Origin of the sequence: Paenibacillus sp. BIC5C1, from assembly GCF_032399705.1 — a bacterium.
Taxonomy (GTDB): Bacteria; Bacillota; Bacilli; order Paenibacillales; family Paenibacillaceae; genus Paenibacillus; species Paenibacillus taichungensis_A.
In genome coordinates, this window is sequence record NZ_CP135922.1 from 3,447,606 (window position 1) to 3,466,712 (window position 19,107).

A 19,107-nucleotide genomic window follows, 5' to 3' on the forward strand; every position below is an offset into this window, starting at 1 on the left:
ATGAGACTGGGAATTGTCGGAGCCGGAATGATTGTAAGGGATCTATTAAGCTTTATTCATGAAATTTCTGCGATTACGTTGGAGGCCATCTGTTCCAGACCTGGTCATCAGGATAAGTTATTGTCTCTGCAAGAGCAGTATGGTATCGCACAAATATATTCGGAGTACAGCGATATGATTGCAAATGATGAAGTGGATACAATCTATATCGGACTTCCAAATCATCTTCATTATGCATATGCCAAAGAAGCGTTAATGGGCGGCAAACATGTTATCTGTGAGAAACCGTTTACTTCCAACCTGCAAGAATTTGTTGAACTTAAAGAGATTGCACAGCAAAAACAGCTGGTGTTGGTCGAAGCCATCACAAACCAATATTTGAAGAACTATTTGTCCATGAAGGAGAATCTGCCCAAACTGGGTGACATCAAAATCGTGGAGTGTAACTATTCCCAATATTCATCCCGCTATGCGGCTTTTCAGGCTGGAGAAGTCCTGCCGGCATTTAATCCGGAAATGTCTGGTGGAGCCTTGATGGATATTAATTTGTATAATATTCACCTAGTTGTAGGGCTTTTCGGGAGCCCGAAGAAGGTGGAGTACTGGGCCAACATGGAACGCGGGATTGACACTTCAGGCATGTTGCTTTTGGACTACGGTGAGTTCAAATGTGTTTGCATAGGTTCCAAAGACAGCACCGCTCCCAATGCAACGAACATCCAGGGGAATAAAGGGTATATTCATATGACAAGCTCCGCGAATCAATGTGAATCATTCGATCTTGCGCTTCATAAAGAAACGCCGATTCGGATAGATAACAAGGATCATCGTCATCGCATGTATGACGAGTTTGTTGAATTCGAGCGTATGATCTGCGAACAAGATTTGGAGAAAGTTACAGCTATGCTTGAGCATAGCGAGAAGGTGATGGAGGTTATTGAACAAGCCAAACAATCCGCAAATCTTGTATTTGGACCTGATCGATAATATATTCTGAAATTCCAGTATGTTTGTATCTTTTTGTGCATTTCCCAAGATGACTGTGTTAAAATGCGATGAATGATATAAAAATCCTTAATGCCAGTGACCAAAAACAGTCTTCTTGGGGAGTATTTAATGATAACGATTAAAGATGTAGCAAAGTTAGCGGGTGTTGCGAGTTCAACCGTATCCTATGTACTTAACGGCAAAAAACATGTAAGTGAGCACACAAGACAGAAAGTGCTTGCAGCAGCAAGTGAGCTCAATTACATCAAGCATGGAGCCGCATCCGAATTAAAGCGAAAAAACACACAAACGATCGGTGTTATTGTTCATGACATGTCCGTTCCCTATTTTTCCGACTTGGTGAGTGGAATTGAATCCAGTGCCATAAGTCAGGGATACGACCTGATCGTATGCAGTTCTTTAGGCGGAGAGCGATCAACAGCAGCACGCTTTATCAGAGAGAGAAGGCTGGACGGCGTGATTGTAATCGCTGAAAATATTGAAGATGAGTTGTTGTTGCACGCTGCTGAAACGGGATTTCCTATTGTTGTGATGGATCGGGAACTCCATAATAAGCATATTGTAAATGTTCTGATGGATGATGAGCAGGGTGGTTATATGGCAACCCGTTTCCTTCTGGATAAAGGGCACCGCGCAATAGCCTATATTAGTGGACCTTTAGGTTCGGATTGTAATCAGATGCGATATCAGGGTTATCTGAGGGCCATGCATGAAGCTGGGGTGGAAGAGAATGAGAATTGGAGACTTGGCGGTCAATTTCTGAAAACAGGCGGCTACAACGCAGCCAAATTGCTAATGGAGGGAGAGCTTCCAACGGCAGTCTTTTTTGCGAATGATGAAATGGCCATCGGTGGCTTAGAGGCTTTTAAAGAACACAAGGTCTCCATACCCGAAGATCTATCCATTATTGGATTTGATAATATACATGTATCCGAATACTTAAACCCACCTCTTACGACTTTTCGACAACCCAAAACAGACGCAGGTTCTTTTGCTGGACATGTGCTCATTCAAATGTTAAAAGGAGAAGCTGTAGAATCTACTTATAAGATCAATATACAGTGTGTCGAACGTGAATCCGTTTCAGAGTTATCCCTTTCTAAACGTTAAGGATGACACGTAGAGGCCCAACCTCAAACAAAGGAGGTTGGGCCTCTACGTGGTTAATTCTTATTTGCAAGCAACATTCTCATGATCACTAACAACTGTTCCATGTTGATTGGTTTACTCATATACTCTGTAGCTCCGGCATTAATAATCCTCTTGCGATCTTCAATCATAGCCCTTGCGGTCAAAGCAATAATCGGCAGATTTTGATATTCTTCCATCAGCCTGATCTGTTGAATTGCTTCATAACCATCCATAACCGGCATCATGATATCCATCAAAACAAGATCTATTGCCGAGGACTGTTCTAGTTCCAGCAACGCTTGTTCACCATCCTTAGCAATGGATACATCCAGGTGGTGTGCTTTCAGTACCTTGCTTAAGGCAAACAAATTCCGATCATCGTCATCCACAAGCAGCACATGTTTGTTCTTTAATATATCATGTTCTACCAAGGATGCTGATTCTGCAGTGGATAATACCCGTATATTTTCGGAATTTTCCAAGTCATCGGTGGTATGCTCCTTTGTGATGGGCTGCTCATGCTGGGCGAAAGGGTTGTATTGGACAGGTAAATAAACGATAAAGGTACTTCCACGTCCAATATCACTTTCTACAACAATATGGCCACCTAATAACAAAGTAAGTTCTTTCGTAATAGAGAGGCCTAAGCCCGTTCCTCCGTAGTGACGTTCCGTGTCTTTTTCAGCCTGTTGGAAGGCCTCGAAAATGATGGATTGTTTATCTTCTGAAATTCCGATTCCTGTATCTTGAACGGAAAACGCCAAAAATGGCTCTTCTGTCAATCTTTCCGTTTCCGTTAATTCTTCCTCATTGGCCATTCTAATATCAAGTAGAACAGACCCTTGAGAGGTGAATTTTAAAGCATTGGATAACAGGTTATTGATGATTTGTTTTAATCTCTGTCCATCCGTGAACATTATATCCGGTACAGTCTCTTCAACACGAACTTGAAGATCAATTTGTTTTTCTCGGGCAATCTCACCAAAGTATTGCATCACACTTTCCGGAATTTCGGAGACATTGACGGCTTCAGCCTCAATATTCAATTTGCCGGCCTCCACTTTGGACAGATCCAAAATATCATTGATCAGATTTAACAGATCCTGCCCGGATGAGTGTATGGCCTGAGCATATTCCAATTCATCTGTTGTCAACGAATTGGAATTGTTCTCTTTAAGAAATTCGGATAATAACAAAATTCCATTCAGTGGTGTACGAAGTTCATGTGACATATTGGCTAGAAATTCCGACTTATAACGTGTGCTTCGTTCAAGCATTTCCGAATAGGTAGTCATTTCGGCTTGGGCTCTTTGTGCCTCAATGGTTTTTTCGTCTGCAATGAGCTGTCGTTCCTCCAATTTGCTATTTAGCAATTGTAATGTTTCGGATTGCATCTGAAGCTCCTCAGATTGCGTCTGTAATTCTTCCGTATACACCTGCAATTCCTCATTCAATCGTTGGGACTCTGTTAACAAGGAATCAATTCTCATTGTATTTAGTGTGCTGTTGATTGCAGCCCCAAAATCCTCTGTAATCGACTCCACATATGAGATTTGTATAGGTGTTAACGGTGAGAAAGCAGCAATTTCCGCCACAGCAAGAACTTCACCCAAGAAACAGATGGGAAACAGTAATAGCGAATCGGGAGGAGCGGTACCAAGAGAAGAAAAGACCTGGACATAATTTTCGGGTACCTGACGGAATTCCATAAGTTTGGCTTCCTTGGCACACTGACCCACGAGCCCTTCTCCCATCTGAAAAGAGGTGCGAACATTTAATTGGGCATCACCAGCATAAACAGCAGTTCGAATCATGAGATCCTCTGCTTTCTCCTCTTGACGTACATAGAGTGCTGCATAGGGATAATGAAGTTTATCTGCCAAATTGCTTAGGAAAATGTCACTGAGCGATTCAATTTCATGGACTCCCTGATATTTTGACATCATACTATTGGTGTGTTCCTGCAGTTCAATTCGTTCCTGCTGAGAACGAAGCAATTCATTCGTAACATGTCCCAAATCACTAATCTCATCATTGGATGTGATGGCGATTCGGCTCATCAGGTTTCTGGATGACGTAAAGCCCGATATACTCTCCGTAATATTCTGTACGGGTTTGGAAATTGCTCGCGACATTAACCAGGCAGCCGATATTGTCACAAGAGCAATGAGCCCCCATATGAGATAAAGAAGTTCAATTAATAATTGGTTTCGTTCTGCTTGCCTGACTATTAAATGATCTGTGTTTGCAGTCATGATTGTACGATACTCATTAATTTGAGAACGGATTTGATTCATTTGATTGATACCGTCATCCGTTTGATACTGTGCGATAACATCACGGTCCCGTCCATCTCGTTTTAGAGTAATCAAAGGTTCACTTGAAGAAGCGATCCATTGATCAACATTCGTTTTTAGGCTGGCAAGACGATTGGCCTGAGTTGAACCTTCCGTACTCCACGACATCAGTTCATCATAGTTGTTCTGCAAATCTATACGACCAGCCAGATAAGGTTCCAAATATTTGTCATTACCTGTAATGACATAGCCTCGCTGACCTGTTTCCATATCCAGAATATTTTTCTCCATCTGATTGGTCAGATTGGTGATCTCGCGATCCTGATGCGTGATTACGTTTGTTTCCTCCTGAAGCGCGTTAATTCTGGAATGCATAATAAGTACAAAAATCAGTAAAGCTGTGATCATAAAAACAGTTAATGATAGTATTTTATTTTGAATCGTAAAACGTCTTCTGATGACACATGGCCTCCATTCGGGTTATAAAAAAAATGTAGTACGGACCCGTTCAATTCTACGCGATTTCCCTAGGATAAGATAGGTAAGTATACCGGTTTATCAGGATTGATCAATCCTCTGGATGATGTTTGGGCTAAATGGATAAACTTTATGGGCTTTACAACAAAGCACCCATTCACGTTTCCTGTTATTCTATTATCAAAAGCTGAAAAGGCGGGACTGTTCATGTCCATGAAAAACGGAAAGATAATTAAAGCACCAGAAGGGCTGGAACGTGCCCCGGACAAACAAGGAAGCTTAAAGCAGAATGGTTTGTCCGTCATTAAATTCTGTTTGCACACAGAGGGAACAACAGGTTCCTATTTTCTGAAGGATCACATGTTGTTGTTCGTTATATCAGGCGTATACACGGTTCGATTCAATGATCAGGAGTACACGGTGCGCAGTAATGAAATGGTATTTCTTCATAAATCAATTCGCATTGATTACATAAAGTCGGGTGAACCCGGCGCTGAATTTATGCTGGACTATATGATGTTTTTCCTGAATGAAAGTATGCTTGAAGAATTTGTTCAATTTTCTGGCTTCAAACCGACGAATAACGTGAATGAAATCACTCCGGTGTCCATTATTCAGGTCAATGAAATCACTCGCTCTTATATAGCATCATTGAAACCCTATTTCGAAAATCCAGACGAGGTACAAGACGGACTGATCCGGCTAAAATTCATGGAACTCCTGTTCCATCTGGGGCATGCCAATGATCAATTCTTACATCAACTTCTGCAACCGAATCATGATAAAAATAATGACTTTGGCAAAATAATGGAGGAGAATATCACGAATCCCATTTCAATAAGTGATCTGGCTTATTTGTCTGGCAAAAGCTTATCTACTTTCAAAAGGGATTTTCAGACCCTATACCATACTTCACCCCTGAAGTGGATTCGTAATCAGAGGTTGGATAAAGCCAAGAAAATGTTGGCCGAGACGTCTCTGTCCGTCACCGATGTCTGTTTCTCAACAGGTTTCGAAAACGTTGCCCATTTTTCCAAAGTATTTAAACTTCAGTTCGGACTCCCGCCATCAGAGTTTAGACAGCAATGCAAGCGAAGCGAGGAAAAGATAAAATAGAGGGCCTCACAAATGAGCTAAATAAACAAATCCTATGAGCTTAGTAGCAAAGAAGCACAGCTATTTTCTTGTTATTCTTATCTCATGCGTTACACCGTTATCGCGGAACCAAAACTTCTGAGGAGGATTAACCAATGGAATATGTGAAATTAGGAAATACAGGTATGGATGTATCTCGACTTTGTCTTGGCTGCATGGGATTTGGTGAACCAGGGCGTGGATTTCATCAATGGGTGTTGGATGAAGAGAATAGTCGTCCCGTCATTCAGAAAGCGTTGGAGCTAGGCATTAATTTCTTTGATACGGCCAATGTATATGCAGGTGGAACAAGCGAGGAGATTCTGGGACGGGCTCTAAAGGACTACGCGAGTAGAGATGAAATTGTCCTTGCCACCAAAGTGTTTTCCCGTATGCATGATGGTCCGAATGGAGCCGGACTTTCTCGAAAAGCAATTATGAGTGAGATCGACAAGAGCCTCAAAAGGCTGGGGACCGACTATGTGGATCTGTATCAAATTCACCGCTGGGACAACCATACTCCTATTGAAGAGACCATGGAAGCATTACATGATGTGGTGAAGGCAGGGAAGGCAAGATATATTGGTGCTTCTGCCATGTCAGCATGGCAATTCCAAAAGGCTTTATATGTCGCCGAAAGAAATGGATGGACCCGCTTTGTATCGATGCAGAACCACTATAACCTAATCTATCGTGAAGAGGAAAGAGAAATGATGCCTCTTTGTCAGGAAGAGAAAATCGGTGTGATTCCTTACAGTCCACTTGCTTCTGGCCGGTTGACCAGAGATTGGCAGGAAACAACACAACGTTCCGAAACGGATCAGGTTCAAAAGGCAAAATACGATGCAACAGCCAGCACCGATCGATTGGTAGTAGAGCGGGTTGCAGAAATCGCGGAAAAACGCGGCGTTCCCCGGGTACAAATCGCTCTTGCCTGGTTGCTGCACAAGAATCCGGTTACAGCTCCGATTATTGGCGCTACGAAGACATCTCATCTTGAAAATGCGGTTGAAGCTCTGTCGATTGCGTTAACATCAGAAGAAATGGCGTGCTTGGAAGAGCCGTATGTGCCTCATCCGGTATATGGACTTAATGTTGGATTTAAGTAGTAACCATAGGCTAACACGAGTCGGCATTAACCGTTTCATCCACACGGAGAATAGACAAACAGGTCAACGGAAAAGAGACAAGATGGCTAATCATGAACCATCTTGTCTCTCTTTTCTTATTCTTTTTTTTAGAATGCTGAATTCAGTTCATGAGGGAACGTTTCTTCAAATTGGTCCTTTTTCGTATAGAGGCTATACCATGTTTTTGCAATAAGATCCGGATCTCCATCCGTCCCGACTTGAATCAAAGTGCCAACAGAGAGATGGCCAACATATATTCCTTTTTCCTTCAATTCGTTATGCAGGTTTGTCGCATAATTACGAATACCTGTCATGACGATGCCCATGTTTCCGAGAGGTGGATAAGGAATCATTGCAGATATGCCAGTTGTAAAAAGAATTGCGCCTGAACCTTTACTCAACATGTCGGGTAATATTTCGTTCACCGAAAGCACCGCTGGTAATAAATAACTATTCATAGGTTCCATTACGTTCTCAGGTGTTGTTTCTAACACATGTCTAAATACATTGGGACCTCCATACGGACTAAATTCAAGTACATCAATTGGACCAAAGTCTTGTTTAACAGCTTGTAGAGCCTGTCTTAAGGCAGGCATATCCGTGATATCCGCTACATATGACTTCGCTTCAATAGTTAACTTTTGAAGTTCAGATACAATCTGCTTAAGTTTCTCGGCGTTTCGCGAAATAACAGCCACCCTAAATCCGTTTTCACCAAACTTTTTAGCGAGCGATAAGCCTAATCCAGGTCCGGCACCAATAATGACAATGGTTTTCATCTTTGAAAAACTCCTTTTATGTGGTATATATATCAACACGTGTTGTTTTAATAGCTTAGATCGATTAATCCATCGGAACAACCAACAATGTGGTACGAAATGTTGCTATAGCAACAGAAACAACCATTTTATCGGCTTAGGAGGGTATGCCGTGGGAAACAAGGTAAGAGATATGCGAACAACCCAGACGAAGCAATCTTTAATAAATGCTTTTTTTTATTTCGTGAGTGTAAAGGATTTTGAAAAAATCACAATTGCTGATTTGACCCAGGAAGCAAAAGTAAATCGGGCAACCTTTTATGCGCATTTCAAAGACAAATATGACTTGTTGGATTACATTATGGGTGATTCGGCGATCATGGCGATTGAAAGACGAACTTTAGGAGTAACTAAATTCAACCAGGAAAGCATAAATCAGCTCATTTTAGCGGTCTGTGATTTTTACCAGCAACCCAAATTGAAATGCCGCCAAAGCTATATCGGATTAGTCATACCTCAGTTGAAAGAAAAAATAATATATGAGTTGAAACAGTATTTGTCCAAAAGTACTGATCATCCATTTTCAGATAGGGAGAAGGATTTATATATCCCGATTTATGCACAAATTATTCATGAAGCTGGCTATCTGTGGGCTTCGGAAAATATTGAATTTAGCAAAGAGGAAGTAGCGCGCAAAATTTCTAAATGGATATAAGAAGGTGTCGTTTTGACTCTAAATATAGTTAACAGCGAGGTACACAGCCTTTTTGATCAATTTACTGGTCTGATACAAGCACAATCCCGGCTTCAGACATGGGAGCAGCATATTACGATTCCGCAAGAGATGGGCCAAGGAAGCATACACAGAACACATATCCGTCCGGGTATGGAAATTGTTAAAACGGATGTGACCTATGTCCAGGATATGAAACTTCGGATTCAGGAGGCTTGTCCGTTATTTGAGATAAGTTATTGTCTTAATGGCGATATCTATTGTGAGTGGGAAGGGAAGGAAAGCTATACCCATCATTGGACAGGCAACGTGTTATTTTTCGAGGATGAATTGGTATATGAAGAGAAAAAAGCGGACGTCCGGCATCATATGCTTGAAGTTCGTTTATCCCCGCATGAACTGTTGCATTATGCGGCAGATCTAACCGAGAAACAGAAAATGCAGTCTTGGCTGCAGCGATATAAAGGAAATATTGATAACTATCCCAATACACCGGAGATTCATCGATGTGTTTCGGATATGTTAAATTGCACGTATAATGGAGCCTTGAAGAGGTTGTACATGGAGAGCAAATCCATGGAATTAATTGCTTTGTTTGGTGAAGTAGAAGGGCATCAGGTGTTAACTGGAAAAAGCTTCCTGAGCCGTGATGATCTGGGGAATCTTGATTATGCCAGGGAATTGGTTATTCGTCATTTTGAACGACCCTTATCCATTCAGGAGCTGGCCAGAAAGGTAGGGATCAATGAATTCAAGCTTAAAAAGGGATTTCGCGAACGCTTTGGCATGACTGTATTTGAGCTGGTACGCAAGCAAAGAATGGAAATGGCGCTTTATTATATGGAAGTACAGCGAATGAATGTCGGAGAAGCGGCGGTATCCGTTGGCTATAGTAATGTCAGTAATTTTGCGACAGCCTTTCGTAAGATTTATGGATATAACCCCAGTGAGCACCTCAAAATGTTACCTCAACGGGATATAAAAACCGATTAGGGCAATTCAGAAGGAATTTCAGACATGACGATCATGTTGAGATTCCTTTTTTCGTTTACCCACGCTCCTTCTATAGGGATAGAAAATCCCTTTGCAGGTAGACCCTCTCTCACCAATAACTGATAATTATTATCAATTGGAGAAGGATAGGAGAGGATCATAATCATGCATAAATCAACTGCTACAGTTACAAGTGAAGCATATACAGCACCACAGGTGGACCCGCGCCGCTGGATGGCTCTAATTCTGATTTTGTTGCCAACACTGCTGATTTCGTTGAACAATTATATGATACAGGTGGCTCTTCCAATGATGCAATCCAGCATAAAAGCAAGCTTTGGCGAGGCCCAGCTTATTTTTTCTGGATATTCGTTAGGACTTGCAGTTGCATTGATTCTGGGTGGGAAACTTGGGGATATATATGGTCGAAAACGCATGTTATGGATTGGCGTATTAGGCTTCACCCTGATGGGTCTGCTCGGTGGCCTGGCTTCTCATCCAACGATACTCATTGCCATTCGTATCATCCAGGGTCTATCTGCAGCGATGATCCAACCCCAGGTTTTGTCGATTATACAGAGCAGCTTTCCGGAGAGCGTAAAAGGGTTTGTTTTTGCCATCTATGGTGCTGTTATCGGTGTAGGTTTTACACTTGGTATCATATTAGGCGGCATATTAGTGGACTGGAACCTGTTCAATCTTGGCTGGAGGATCGTTTTTCTATGCAATGTGCCAATAGGATTGCTTGTACTAGCAGGACTCCGTATCATTCCCGAATCTCGGGGACATTACAGGCAGAGTATTGACTGGCTCAGCATGGCTGTGGTCATATTCGGCTTGCTTATGCTCATTTATCCGTTAACGATCGGGCAAAAATCAGGATGGCCGTTATGGACTTGGGGCTGTGTGTTTGGCTCACTCTTGCTGCTATTCCTATTCGTGCTTCGTCAGAAACGGAGGGAAGAGGCAGGACGCACGCCGTTAATGGAGCTATCCATTTTCAAAATAGGTTCGTTTCGGATAGGTATTATCACAGAAATCGTTGTATATCTGAGCATGTTCTCTTTTTTCTTCATCTTAAATTATTATGTTCAGGTGGGATTACAATTGGATGTTCAATCAACCAGTCTTGTTTTTTTGCCGCTAGGCCTTGGATTTTTCGCCACTTCATTATTGTCCTCGCGGATGGTGAAAAGGTGGGGAGATGCGGTATTGAAAGCAGGTACACTTACCATGGGTGGAAGTGTATTTTTACTGATGTGGTCTTTGCATACGGATGCCGTTCATTTATTCCATTACCACAATATATTGATTCTCTTGGTGTACGGGCTTGGTCTGGGCATGGCCACAACCCCACTCGCCAATACGATCTTGAATCGCGTGCCAGCGGCCTCGGCAGGAACCGGATCAGGGCTGTTCACAACCTTTATGTATTTGGCGAACACATTGGGTGTGGCGATGATCAGCATGTTGTTTTCTGCCGTACTGCATTTGCCCCTTGACGAGGCCGGCCTTGGGGATTATGTAAGAGCTTTTTCCATCTCAAGCGCCGTGAGCGGTATACTTGCCTTTGCTGCTTGTGCCTGCATTTACATGTTAAAAGAAAAGTGACGAAATGCATCATACTAATTATTTCTTTGATGTTTGATCTCATTACTCGAATTCCGAAAACCCTTAGGTGTTTGGTTTTGATGTTTTTTGAAAGACTGAATGAAGTTATTTACATGATTAAAACCAACCCTGTGAGCTATTTCGGTTACTGTATAATCGGTTGAAATTAATAACTCCATGCTTTTTTTGATCCGGTACTTAATTAAGTAATCATACGGTGTCATATGAATGGTCTTCTTAAAACTCCGGGTGCACTCCGAGATGCTCAGATGTGCTGTATCAGCAATTTCTTGCAGTGTGATATTCATTGAATATTGCTGATGGATAAAGCTGAGCATGAGTTGAAGGCGCTCTTGCTGAAGTTTTACATATTTGGGCGCCTCCTCGGAGGAAAGCGTAATATTATGAATCAAAATTAACCACAATTGTACTGTCTTGATAGAAACCTCATATTCCCAACCCCACTTTTTTGTCATGTCAAATCTCTTTTTCATATCCCATAACATATCTAGCACAATCTGTTGCCATTCTACATCACCCTTGATTACCAGCGACACCAGGGAAGAGTCTGTATAAGGTAAAACATAATTTTTCTCCATGGAACTATCTGCGTAGAAGGCTAACAGCTTTTCAGGGAAATTAAAACTTACATATTGACCGTTGTGAGTCAGATGCGTTGTAACATGCAAAACTCCCTTATTAATTAGGATAGCTTGACCCGCCATTAACTCATGATCAACACCGTTTACCTGGATAACCAACCTTCCTTGAGTAACCAAAGTAATTTGTAGTTCTTCGTGCCAGTGCAAGTCGTTAAATCCTCTACCTTCAGGAATAATTTTCTCGGAATTAGCTGTGTACATAATGTATGGGAATGAAGCATCAGGGAAAAGAATCGTCTCGTGGAGCTGCTTTGACATTTAAATGCGTCCTTTCAAATGGTGATATTTATATATAATATAGCGATATTATTACACAATTAAAATATTAACGATGATATTATTATATCCAATCTTTGTTTTATCACTATAATCCTGTGCACAGAATTTGGATAGAACATATTGAAGGAGTAAGTATGAAAATGAATAAAAGGTTGTATTCGCCTCATCCGTACCTTTTGCTTTTTATCAGCATTTTGTCCATCTCGATCTCTTCCATATTGATAAAGTCCTCAGAGACGCCAACCTCTGTAGCTGGGATGTACAGATTGTTCATAACCGTAATACTAATGCTTCCTTTTGTACCTTGGAAAAGTCTTCGAAATCTTAAGATGAGCAAAAAAGATTGGAGTGTTGTGTTGTTAGCGGGGCTCTTTCTCGGGTTGCATTTCTTATTCTGGATGGAGTCATTGGTGCATACCTCCGTTGCAAGTTCCATGGTCATTTTATCGTTGCAGCCTTTATTTGTAATGTTGGGGTCATACTTCATCTTCAAGGAACGAGCAAAGATGGTTACGATACTATGTCTGGTCACAGCGCTTGCAGGATCAGTTATTATCGCATGGGGTGACATCGGGGTATCTAGAGAGGCGTTGGTTGGGGATGGATTATCTTTACTAGGTACAATCGCGGTTTCGGCATATATGCTTGCTGGACAAAAGGTCAGTCACAAAATCGATGCAAATGTGTACAGCGTTATTGTTTTCTTCCTTGCGGGAAGTGTCTTGCTTATCTACAGTCTATTCAATCATATCTCCCTGACCGGATATAACACTTCAGATTGGATGTATTTCTTGTTACTTGCCATAATCCCAACCATTTTTGGTCAATTTCTTATTAATCTATTATTGAAATCTTTAGGAGCAACGACGGTTTCTGTAGGCATTATTGGAGAGCCTGTTCTTGCGATCATACTCGCCTTTGTATTTCTGGGAGAAACCATCTCTTTGTTTCAGTTTATAGGTGGGATGATGACTGTACTCGGCATGGGGGCATTTTTTGGGGCAAAATCCTGGCGTTACGCCGTTCCTGAAGTTCGAACTTAATGTGAATTTATAACAACTATTGTATCCATAAAACAAGTAGAAGAGGAGAATATATATGGCTACCATTGATGATTTTTTGAAACTGGATATTCGCGTCGGAACCGTTAAAAAAGCTGAGTTTTTTGCAGAAGCGAAAGTGCCTGCGATCAAACTTGAGATTGATTTTGGACAAGAAATTGGAATAAAAAAGTCTAGTGCACAAATTACCAAAAGATATGCAGCCGAGAAACTGGTTGGACAACAAGTCATAGGGGTAGTCAACTTTCCACCGCGCCGGATAGCCGGGTTTAAATCAGAAGTATTGGTTCTGGGAGGAATACCCGAAAAAGGGGATGTCGTTCTGTTAAAACCAGATATCGAGCTGTCTGACGGAACACCGATTGGATAATAGAACATATTGTCATATTGGCGTAACAGACAACGGGTAAGATGGCTATCGAGGTGATTGACCATGAAGAAAATATCAACCAAATCGAGTTGGCCCATCGGAAAAAATGTCTTACTCTCGGCGGCCATATTGGTTGCACTAGCTGGATGCAGTTCTAACTCAGCTTCTCCAAAGCCATTGGAGATTTCAGGGATGAACAGCAGTCAGGAGGAGAAGCAGGCTGTTCCTTCGGAGAAAATGAGCTATTGGAATGAACAGCGAAAAGGGACTAATTTTATGAACTCCACAACTCTTCCTGACAACTATGAAGCAGCCAAGGAACAGGGCATAGAGTTTGTACGGCTTGCACCCGATAAGTGGAGTAAGGATCGAGATTTTTTGTTTAACGACAAGCCAGATGCCAATATCAACGCAGATTTTTTGATAGGCAGCTCGGATAAGTACGAAGGTATCGTGGATGCGGATTTTGCCCGACTCAAAGCAGATCTGGACGCCGCCGAGGCTAAAGGGATGAAAGTGATTATTACAGTGCTTAGCTTACCGGGAGATCGCTGGCGGCAGTTCAACGGGGCCAAGAATGATGATCGGATCTGGAATGATACTGAATATCACAAACAGGCCGCTGAGTTTTGGAAGGATCTTGCAGCACGTTTGAAGAATCATCCTGCCGTTATCGGCTATAATCTGATTAATGAACCTCATCCGGAAACGGGTACGGGTTTTCATGACTTTTGGACGCAGGATTATTCGGAGTGGTATGCCAAAGTAGAACATACCGCAGCTGATCTGAATTCACTCTATGACACGATAACCAAAGAGATCAGGACGGTAGACCAGACAACGCCCATCATTGTGGATTCGGGGCTCTACGCAACGCCTTGGGCCTTTACGTATCTGAAGCCGATTGATGATCCTAACGTGCTGTATGCTTTTCATATGTATGAGCCTTATGAGATGACAAGCCAGAACAAGAAAAAAGGATTTACGTATTCATATCCGGGGATCGTAAAGGTTGGAGATGATGAGTCTGAAAAAGAGTTTAATCGTCAGACGCTGAAACAATTTGTCGGACCTGTCGCCAAATGGGCATCTGATCATAACATACCTGCGAACCGGATTATAGCTTCCGAATTTGGAACGAATCGAATGGTTCAAGGTGCAGACCGGTACATTGCGGATCTGATATCTATCTTTAATGAGTACGGATGGCATTGGGCGTTCTATGCATTTCGCGAAGATACGTGGGATGGTATGGATTATGAATTAGGTAGCGCGAAGCCCGACTGGAAGTATTGGGATGCCATTGAAAAAGGAGAGCAGCCTGCACGCGGTACGGCTGACAATCCGATCTGGAATAAGATAAAAGCAAGTCTGACGAATTGAAATAGAGCAGACAAGGATCACCATTGCATTCTTACTTGTTCTACTAAAGCTAGAATGCAGAACAGCCTCCGAAAGATTATTCGGGGGCTGTTTTCAATTTGAAGTTCATTCTGATGATGAATTCTGGAATAACTAGCAGCAAAGCAACAGAGCCATAAATACTTATAGTGTAGCTTGTAGCATAAACCAACCCAAAACCCAGATGAAAAAGGGAAGTGATGAGATGAATCAACATGTTCGTGAAGCAAAAGGCATAACTTCGAATCATCCAGTTCCGGTGTTGGATCATTCGTTTCTGTTTAATTTGAATGAGAGCGGTAATTGTAATGAATAGCCAGATGATATTAAGCGCATTGAAACCAATACTGCTTATTTTCCCTCCAGTAGCGTAAGGTGCCATATAGCCGGAAGTCAGTACAACAAGCGCAACGGACACAATATAAACATAACCGTTTATACGGTGGAACCTGCGGCTCTTTTCCAAAGTCCAACTAGAGAAGTTGAGCAATCCAGACGCCATCGCCAAACATGCAAACGCAACATGAACGTACATGACATTCAGCCAGATCGGAAGATGAAGCTCACGCTTCAAACCTGTCTTATGGCTTAAAAAGCCTGAGGCTTCTGGGTCTATCCAATAGTTCTTCACTAAAGCGTACACAATAAATAAAATAGTGACGCAGCCTAGCCATCCGTACAGTCTTCCTCGTTTCTTCATATCTACCTATGCAACCCCCGAGACTCCTTTTGTGAACATAGACAACAAGGCTAGTTTATTCGTTTTCCCGTTAATTTGGAAGAAGGAAGAAGGCCAGCCTTAGCGGTTCCGCTCATCTGATCTTCATCCACGGTAACTTCGAATTTCAGATTCAAACGCATGGGTTTGGTAATCGGCAGGGTCCAGGTCAACTTGTTGTCGCAGAGTACAGGGTTCAAAAAAGCGATTGTTTCATCACCTTGTGTAGCCGTGCCCTGGATCACATCGGTACTTGTCTTTATATAGAGCTCGACTTCCAGTTTACCAACTGGTGTATTGATTGTTGTATTCCAATTACCGTCAAAGAAGGATATCTTTGTTTTCTCGTTTTGCAATATCTCCGAGGTTCCTATCGTTTGATTGAATACAATGCTTGGTTCATTGTCCGTTAACGACTTGTGAGTGCTGGGTACAATGCCTTTTGCACTCCAAACGGTTCCTCTTCGCTCATACTCAAACAATTGCTCTATCTCGTGTGCAATACGTGGTCCCAGTTCACGTTCGACCAGATATAGCGCAACATCGAGTCCCGAGGTCACACCGCCACCGGTAACCAAGTTACCATCATCCACTACGCGTGCCGGGACTGGAATTGCCCCGGCTGCACCAAGTAAATCCATACCCAAACGATGTGTTACCGCATGTCTGCCTTCCAGGACTCCTCCCATGGCTAACAAAAGGGAACCGCCGCACACCGTAGCGATTACGACGTCTTTGCGTTCGAAAGCTTCCTTGATCTTATTGGTCAATCCCGTATTCATGGCTTTGCCCAGAATAACTGGAATCGAGTCTGGACCATCTCCTTCTACATCGCCGGCTGCGCCTGGCACAAGTATGATACCCCCACGTTCCGGGTCCAGTGTGTCGTGCGCTTCAATGGTCAATCCGTTCATACCGCTAGTAACTGATCTTGGTCCTTCAGCCGTGACCAGTTCTACCTTTAACATGTTGTCCATATGTGTGGAAGCGGCGCAAAATACTTCGTAAGGTGCAATAGCATCCAGTAGGTCGAAGCCGTCAAATAAAACAATTTGAACAGTTATCATTAACCCATCCCCCTTATCATAATTTGGTCAAAATATCTTTCAGCAAGTGATATTCCTTCACGTCAATTTCTCCTTTAGCCATTCGAATGGACAAAATGGGATGCGGGTCGTCCTTGCTAACAGGTAGAATCATAACAAATGAATGTCTCAAAGGAAGTTGTAGAAAGGTCACAAAACGATAAACAAATCATCACAGATTACAGCCTCGTCTTGGTAATGGAAGAAAAAATGGTAAACTAGATGGCAGAGGTGGGATAGACATGAGTAAATATCATACGATACTTGTTGTAGATGATGACCTAAGTATCGTCGAACTATTAAGAGACTTTCTAGAGAATGACCATTTTCACGTAAAGACTGCTTGTGATACGGAACAATCGTGGACCATACTTCAACAGCATTCCATAGATTGCATTGTTCTGGACATCATGATGCCGGGACAAAATGGATTTGAGCTATGCCGTCGAATACGAGGGGAAAGCAATGTTCCAATCCTTTTCTTGAGTGCCCGAAGTGATGATGTGGACAAGATCCGTGGTCTGACGCTCGGCGGGGATGATTATATCGTCAAAACGGCTTCACCTGGGGAAATTGTTGCCAGAGTGAAAGCCGTTTTGCGGCGCACCACTTCTAGGCAACCCATGGAGGGAAAAGTCTTGGATTACGGCCGCATCCAGTTAAATCTTACCGCAAGAGAAGTCCTGGTCGAAGGAGAAACAGTCGAGCTTACGCCTAAAGAATATGAGTTACTGCGATTATTTGCTGAACACCCGAGACATGTTTTTTCCTATGAACAGTTGCTTGCAAAGTTTTGGGAGGGTGTGGGCGACAGACATACCATTCGGGTCCATCTTAGCCGACTTCGCGAAAAAATTGAATCCGATCCAAACCATCCACAATTCCTCATTAACATATGGGGAGTAGGATACCGCTTTGAGGGAGTGTAGCATGAGAAAACTTCGCATTCGGACTTTTACTATGCTTTGCCTATTCTTTTTGCTTACGATGCCTTGGATCTTCTTTGTCACGGCTCACTTTATGGATACTCAGACGTTTAGCATCTCAGCAAACCAACAGCAAAATGAAACGCTGCAAAAGCATCTCAGCGAGATGATCCACATGATTGAAGTTGGTACGGATAAATGGGCGAGTACCGTTTGGCAAAACGAACTTCACACCGAGCTGAGCAAAGCAAAGATGGATGTGGTGATTGAATCTGCGTCCAATTCGGAAATTTATCGTTCCAGCCAAAAGCACCATAGTAGATTATCGTCTACTGAACAGTTTTCTGTCATAAAAGATGGACAATTACGGGGAAGAGTGGTTCTTTATCTTCCTAAATCCAATGGAGTTCCAATGCTTGCGGCATTTTTTGGGCTGCTGCTTGCTTTCTTTGTGGTTGGAGTTGAAATGAGAAGGTTCCTTCTTAAACCGCTTGAGAAATTGAGCAAGGCAGCCAGACAAATTGCAGCTGGGCATTGGGAAGTGCAGTTACCTAACTCCAGAATTACGGAAATTGCCGAAGTCCGGGATGGATTCGATGTTATGGTAAAAGGACTCGAGCAATCCCACCGAAAACAAGTGGAGCTGGAGGAAGAACGCAGATTTGTCATCGCTGCCGTTGCACATGATTTGCGCACGCCGTTGTTTGCCTTGCGGGGTTATTTGGATGGATTGGAACAAGGGATAGCTCAGTCACCGGAGAAGGTCGCCCGATATATTGCCGTATGTAAAGAGAAATCTGCCCAATTGGATCGATTGGTTGAAGACCTTTTCACTTATACAAAAATGGAGTACTTGGACAATGAGCTTAAAACTCATAAGCTAGATTTGACGCACATCCTTCGAAAGTCGATTGACAGTTTGAGCCCGCTAGCTGAGCAGAAACATATTTCTATCTTAAAGGAATTAACAGACGGTTGTTTCATTAGCGGAGATTCTCATGTATTGGAGCGTGCGATGAACAACGTTTTAGAAAATGCTGTTCGATACACACCTACAGGTGGCGAAGTAACGGTCCAATGCTGGAAAGATGGCAACAACATTAGGTTTATAATACGGGATACCGGACCAGGTTTCTCTTCCGAAGAACTAGAGCGCGTTTTTGAACCCCTATATCGTGGGGAAGCTTCCAGAAGTCGTGCAACTGGGGGCAGTGGATTAGGATTAACGATCTCACAACGAATGATGAGGCAACATGCAGGCGAGCTTATGGTAAGCAACCACCCTGACGGTGGGGCAGTTCTGACAGGATGGATACCTCGATATAATACTTGA

17 protein-coding genes are annotated in these 19,107 nt (G+C 42.6%); 12 read left to right on the plus strand and 5 right to left on the minus strand.

The annotated features are described in order from the left end of the window. A complete protein-coding gene (locus RS891_RS15510; protein ID WP_315796017.1) occupies positions 1 to 987 on the plus strand; it encodes a Gfo/Idh/MocA family protein in 987 nt (328 codons plus the stop codon). Positions 988 to 1,116: 129 nt separating this feature from the next. Next, positions 1,117 to 2,118 (plus strand): LacI family DNA-binding transcriptional regulator, encoded by a 1,002-nt coding sequence (locus RS891_RS15515; protein ID WP_315796019.1) that lies wholly within the window; start codon positions 1,117 to 1,119, stop codon positions 2,116 to 2,118. 53 nt (positions 2,119 to 2,171) lie between these two features. On the opposite strand, the gene RS891_RS15520 is transcribed toward RS891_RS15515, so the two are convergent. Continuing rightward, positions 2,172 to 4,844 (minus strand): CHASE3 domain-containing protein, encoded by a 2,673-nt coding sequence (locus RS891_RS15520; RefSeq protein WP_113054729.1) that lies wholly within the window; start codon positions 4,842 to 4,844, stop codon positions 2,172 to 2,174. Between the two features lie 276 nt (positions 4,845 to 5,120). Between RS891_RS15520 and RS891_RS15525 the strand changes: the two genes are divergently transcribed. Next, a complete protein-coding gene (locus RS891_RS15525) occupies positions 5,121 to 6,029 on the plus strand; it encodes a helix-turn-helix domain-containing protein (protein ID WP_113054991.1) in 909 nt (302 codons plus the stop codon). 134 nt (positions 6,030 to 6,163) lie between these two features. Continuing rightward, the gene (locus tag RS891_RS15530; RefSeq protein ID WP_315796023.1) at positions 6,164 to 7,156 is read left to right on the plus strand and encodes an aldo/keto reductase; all 993 of its coding nucleotides are present in this window, start codon (positions 6,164 to 6,166) and stop codon (positions 7,154 to 7,156) included. A gap of 128 nt (positions 7,157 to 7,284) precedes the next feature. Here the strand turns inward: RS891_RS15530 and RS891_RS15535 are convergent, their stop codons facing one another. Next, positions 7,285 to 7,956: an SDR family NAD(P)-dependent oxidoreductase gene (locus tag RS891_RS15535; protein WP_315796024.1), complete on the minus strand. Its 672-nt coding sequence runs from the start codon at positions 7,954 to 7,956 to the stop codon at positions 7,285 to 7,287. Between the two features lie 151 nt (positions 7,957 to 8,107). On the opposite strand from RS891_RS15535, the gene RS891_RS15540 reads away from it, so the two are divergent. From RS891_RS15540 to RS891_RS15550, 3 genes are all read left to right on the plus strand, one after another. After that, entirely contained in the window at positions 8,108 to 8,650 is a 543-nt protein-coding gene (locus RS891_RS15540; RefSeq protein ID WP_315796025.1) for a TetR family transcriptional regulator, read from the plus strand. A gap of 12 nt (positions 8,651 to 8,662) precedes the next feature. After that, a complete protein-coding gene (locus RS891_RS15545; protein WP_315796027.1) occupies positions 8,663 to 9,661 on the plus strand; it encodes a helix-turn-helix transcriptional regulator in 999 nt (332 codons plus the stop codon). A 165-nt stretch (positions 9,662 to 9,826) separates the two neighbouring features. Further along, positions 9,827 to 11,272 (plus strand): MFS transporter, encoded by a 1,446-nt coding sequence (locus RS891_RS15550; protein WP_315796028.1) that lies wholly within the window; start codon positions 9,827 to 9,829, stop codon positions 11,270 to 11,272. 14 nt (positions 11,273 to 11,286) lie between these two features. On the opposite strand, the gene RS891_RS15555 is transcribed toward RS891_RS15550, so the two are convergent. Further along, positions 11,287 to 12,192 (minus strand): AraC family transcriptional regulator, encoded by a 906-nt coding sequence (locus RS891_RS15555; protein ID WP_315796030.1) that lies wholly within the window; start codon positions 12,190 to 12,192, stop codon positions 11,287 to 11,289. Positions 12,193 to 12,347: 155 nt separating this feature from the next. Between RS891_RS15555 and RS891_RS15560 the strand changes: the two genes are divergently transcribed. From RS891_RS15560 to RS891_RS15570, 3 genes are all read left to right on the plus strand, one after another. Beyond that, positions 12,348 to 13,256, plus strand: a complete 909-nt coding sequence (locus tag RS891_RS15560; protein ID WP_397386921.1) for a DMT family transporter — start codon at positions 12,348 to 12,350, stop codon at positions 13,254 to 13,256. 55 nt (positions 13,257 to 13,311) lie between these two features. Continuing rightward, entirely contained in the window at positions 13,312 to 13,644 is a 333-nt protein-coding gene (gene csaA, locus RS891_RS15565) for a chaperone CsaA (protein ID WP_113054722.1), read from the plus strand. Between the two features lie 192 nt (positions 13,645 to 13,836). Continuing rightward, positions 13,837 to 15,027, plus strand: coding sequence for a glycoside hydrolase family 5 protein (locus tag RS891_RS15570; protein ID WP_113054721.1), 1,191 nt, complete (start codon positions 13,837 to 13,839; stop codon positions 15,025 to 15,027). Between the two features lie 76 nt (positions 15,028 to 15,103). On the opposite strand, the gene RS891_RS15575 is transcribed toward RS891_RS15570, so the two are convergent. Next, on the minus strand, positions 15,104 to 15,745 hold the full coding sequence (locus RS891_RS15575; RefSeq protein WP_113054720.1) for a DUF2306 domain-containing protein: 642 nt from the start codon (positions 15,743 to 15,745) through the stop codon (positions 15,104 to 15,106). 50 nt (positions 15,746 to 15,795) lie between these two features. After that, positions 15,796 to 16,830 (minus strand): DJ-1/PfpI family protein, encoded by a 1,035-nt coding sequence (locus RS891_RS15580; protein ID WP_315796035.1) that lies wholly within the window; start codon positions 16,828 to 16,830, stop codon positions 15,796 to 15,798. A 260-nt stretch (positions 16,831 to 17,090) separates the two neighbouring features. Here RS891_RS15580 and RS891_RS15585 point away from each other — a divergent pair, with 260 nt between their 5' ends. Beyond that, positions 17,091 to 17,777 carry a response regulator transcription factor gene (locus RS891_RS15585; protein WP_315796037.1) on the plus strand — a complete coding sequence of 229 codons (687 nt, stop codon included), beginning with the start codon at positions 17,091 to 17,093 and terminating at the stop codon, positions 17,775 to 17,777. 1 nt (position 17,778) lies between these two features. Beyond that, on the plus strand, positions 17,779 to 19,107 hold the full coding sequence (locus RS891_RS15590; RefSeq protein WP_315796039.1) for a sensor histidine kinase: 1,329 nt from the start codon (positions 17,779 to 17,781) through the stop codon (positions 19,105 to 19,107).

What these genes read in the sequence shown, in the direction of transcription:
- RS891_RS15585 (WP_315796037.1), top strand. Translation starts at nt 17,091, where the DNA reads ATGAGTAAATATCATACGATACTTGTTGTAGATGATGACCTAAGTATC.
- csaA (WP_113054722.1), top strand. Translation starts at nt 13,312, where the DNA reads ATGGCTACCATTGATGATTTTTTGAAACTGGATATTCGCGTCGGAACC.
- RS891_RS15530 (WP_315796023.1), top strand. Translation starts at nt 6,164, where the DNA reads ATGGAATATGTGAAATTAGGAAATACAGGTATGGATGTATCTCGACTT.
- RS891_RS15535 (WP_315796024.1), bottom strand. Translation starts at nt 7,956, where the DNA reads ATGAAAACCATTGTCATTATTGGTGCCGGACCTGGATTAGGCTTATCG.
- RS891_RS15555 (WP_315796030.1), bottom strand. Translation starts at nt 12,192, where the DNA reads ATGTCAAAGCAGCTCCACGAGACGATTCTTTTCCCTGATGCTTCATTC.
- RS891_RS15510 (WP_315796017.1), top strand. Translation starts at nt 1, where the DNA reads ATGAGACTGGGAATTGTCGGAGCCGGAATGATTGTAAGGGATCTATTA.
- RS891_RS15590 (WP_315796039.1), top strand. Translation starts at nt 17,779, where the DNA reads ATGAGAAAACTTCGCATTCGGACTTTTACTATGCTTTGCCTATTCTTT.
- RS891_RS15515 (WP_315796019.1), top strand. Translation starts at nt 1,117, where the DNA reads ATGATAACGATTAAAGATGTAGCAAAGTTAGCGGGTGTTGCGAGTTCA.
- RS891_RS15575 (WP_113054720.1), bottom strand. Translation starts at nt 15,745, where the DNA reads ATGAAGAAACGAGGAAGACTGTACGGATGGCTAGGCTGCGTCACTATT.
- RS891_RS15560 (WP_397386921.1), top strand. Translation starts at nt 12,348, where the DNA reads ATGAAAATGAATAAAAGGTTGTATTCGCCTCATCCGTACCTTTTGCTT.
- RS891_RS15525 (WP_113054991.1), top strand. Translation starts at nt 5,121, where the DNA reads ATGTCCATGAAAAACGGAAAGATAATTAAAGCACCAGAAGGGCTGGAA.
- RS891_RS15550 (WP_315796028.1), top strand. Translation starts at nt 9,827, where the DNA reads ATGCATAAATCAACTGCTACAGTTACAAGTGAAGCATATACAGCACCA.
- RS891_RS15520 (WP_113054729.1), bottom strand. Translation starts at nt 4,844, where the DNA reads ATGATCACAGCTTTACTGATTTTTGTACTTATTATGCATTCCAGAATT.
- RS891_RS15580 (WP_315796035.1), bottom strand. Translation starts at nt 16,830, where the DNA reads ATGATAACTGTTCAAATTGTTTTATTTGACGGCTTCGACCTACTGGAT.
- RS891_RS15570 (WP_113054721.1), top strand. Translation starts at nt 13,837, where the DNA reads ATGAACAGCAGTCAGGAGGAGAAGCAGGCTGTTCCTTCGGAGAAAATG.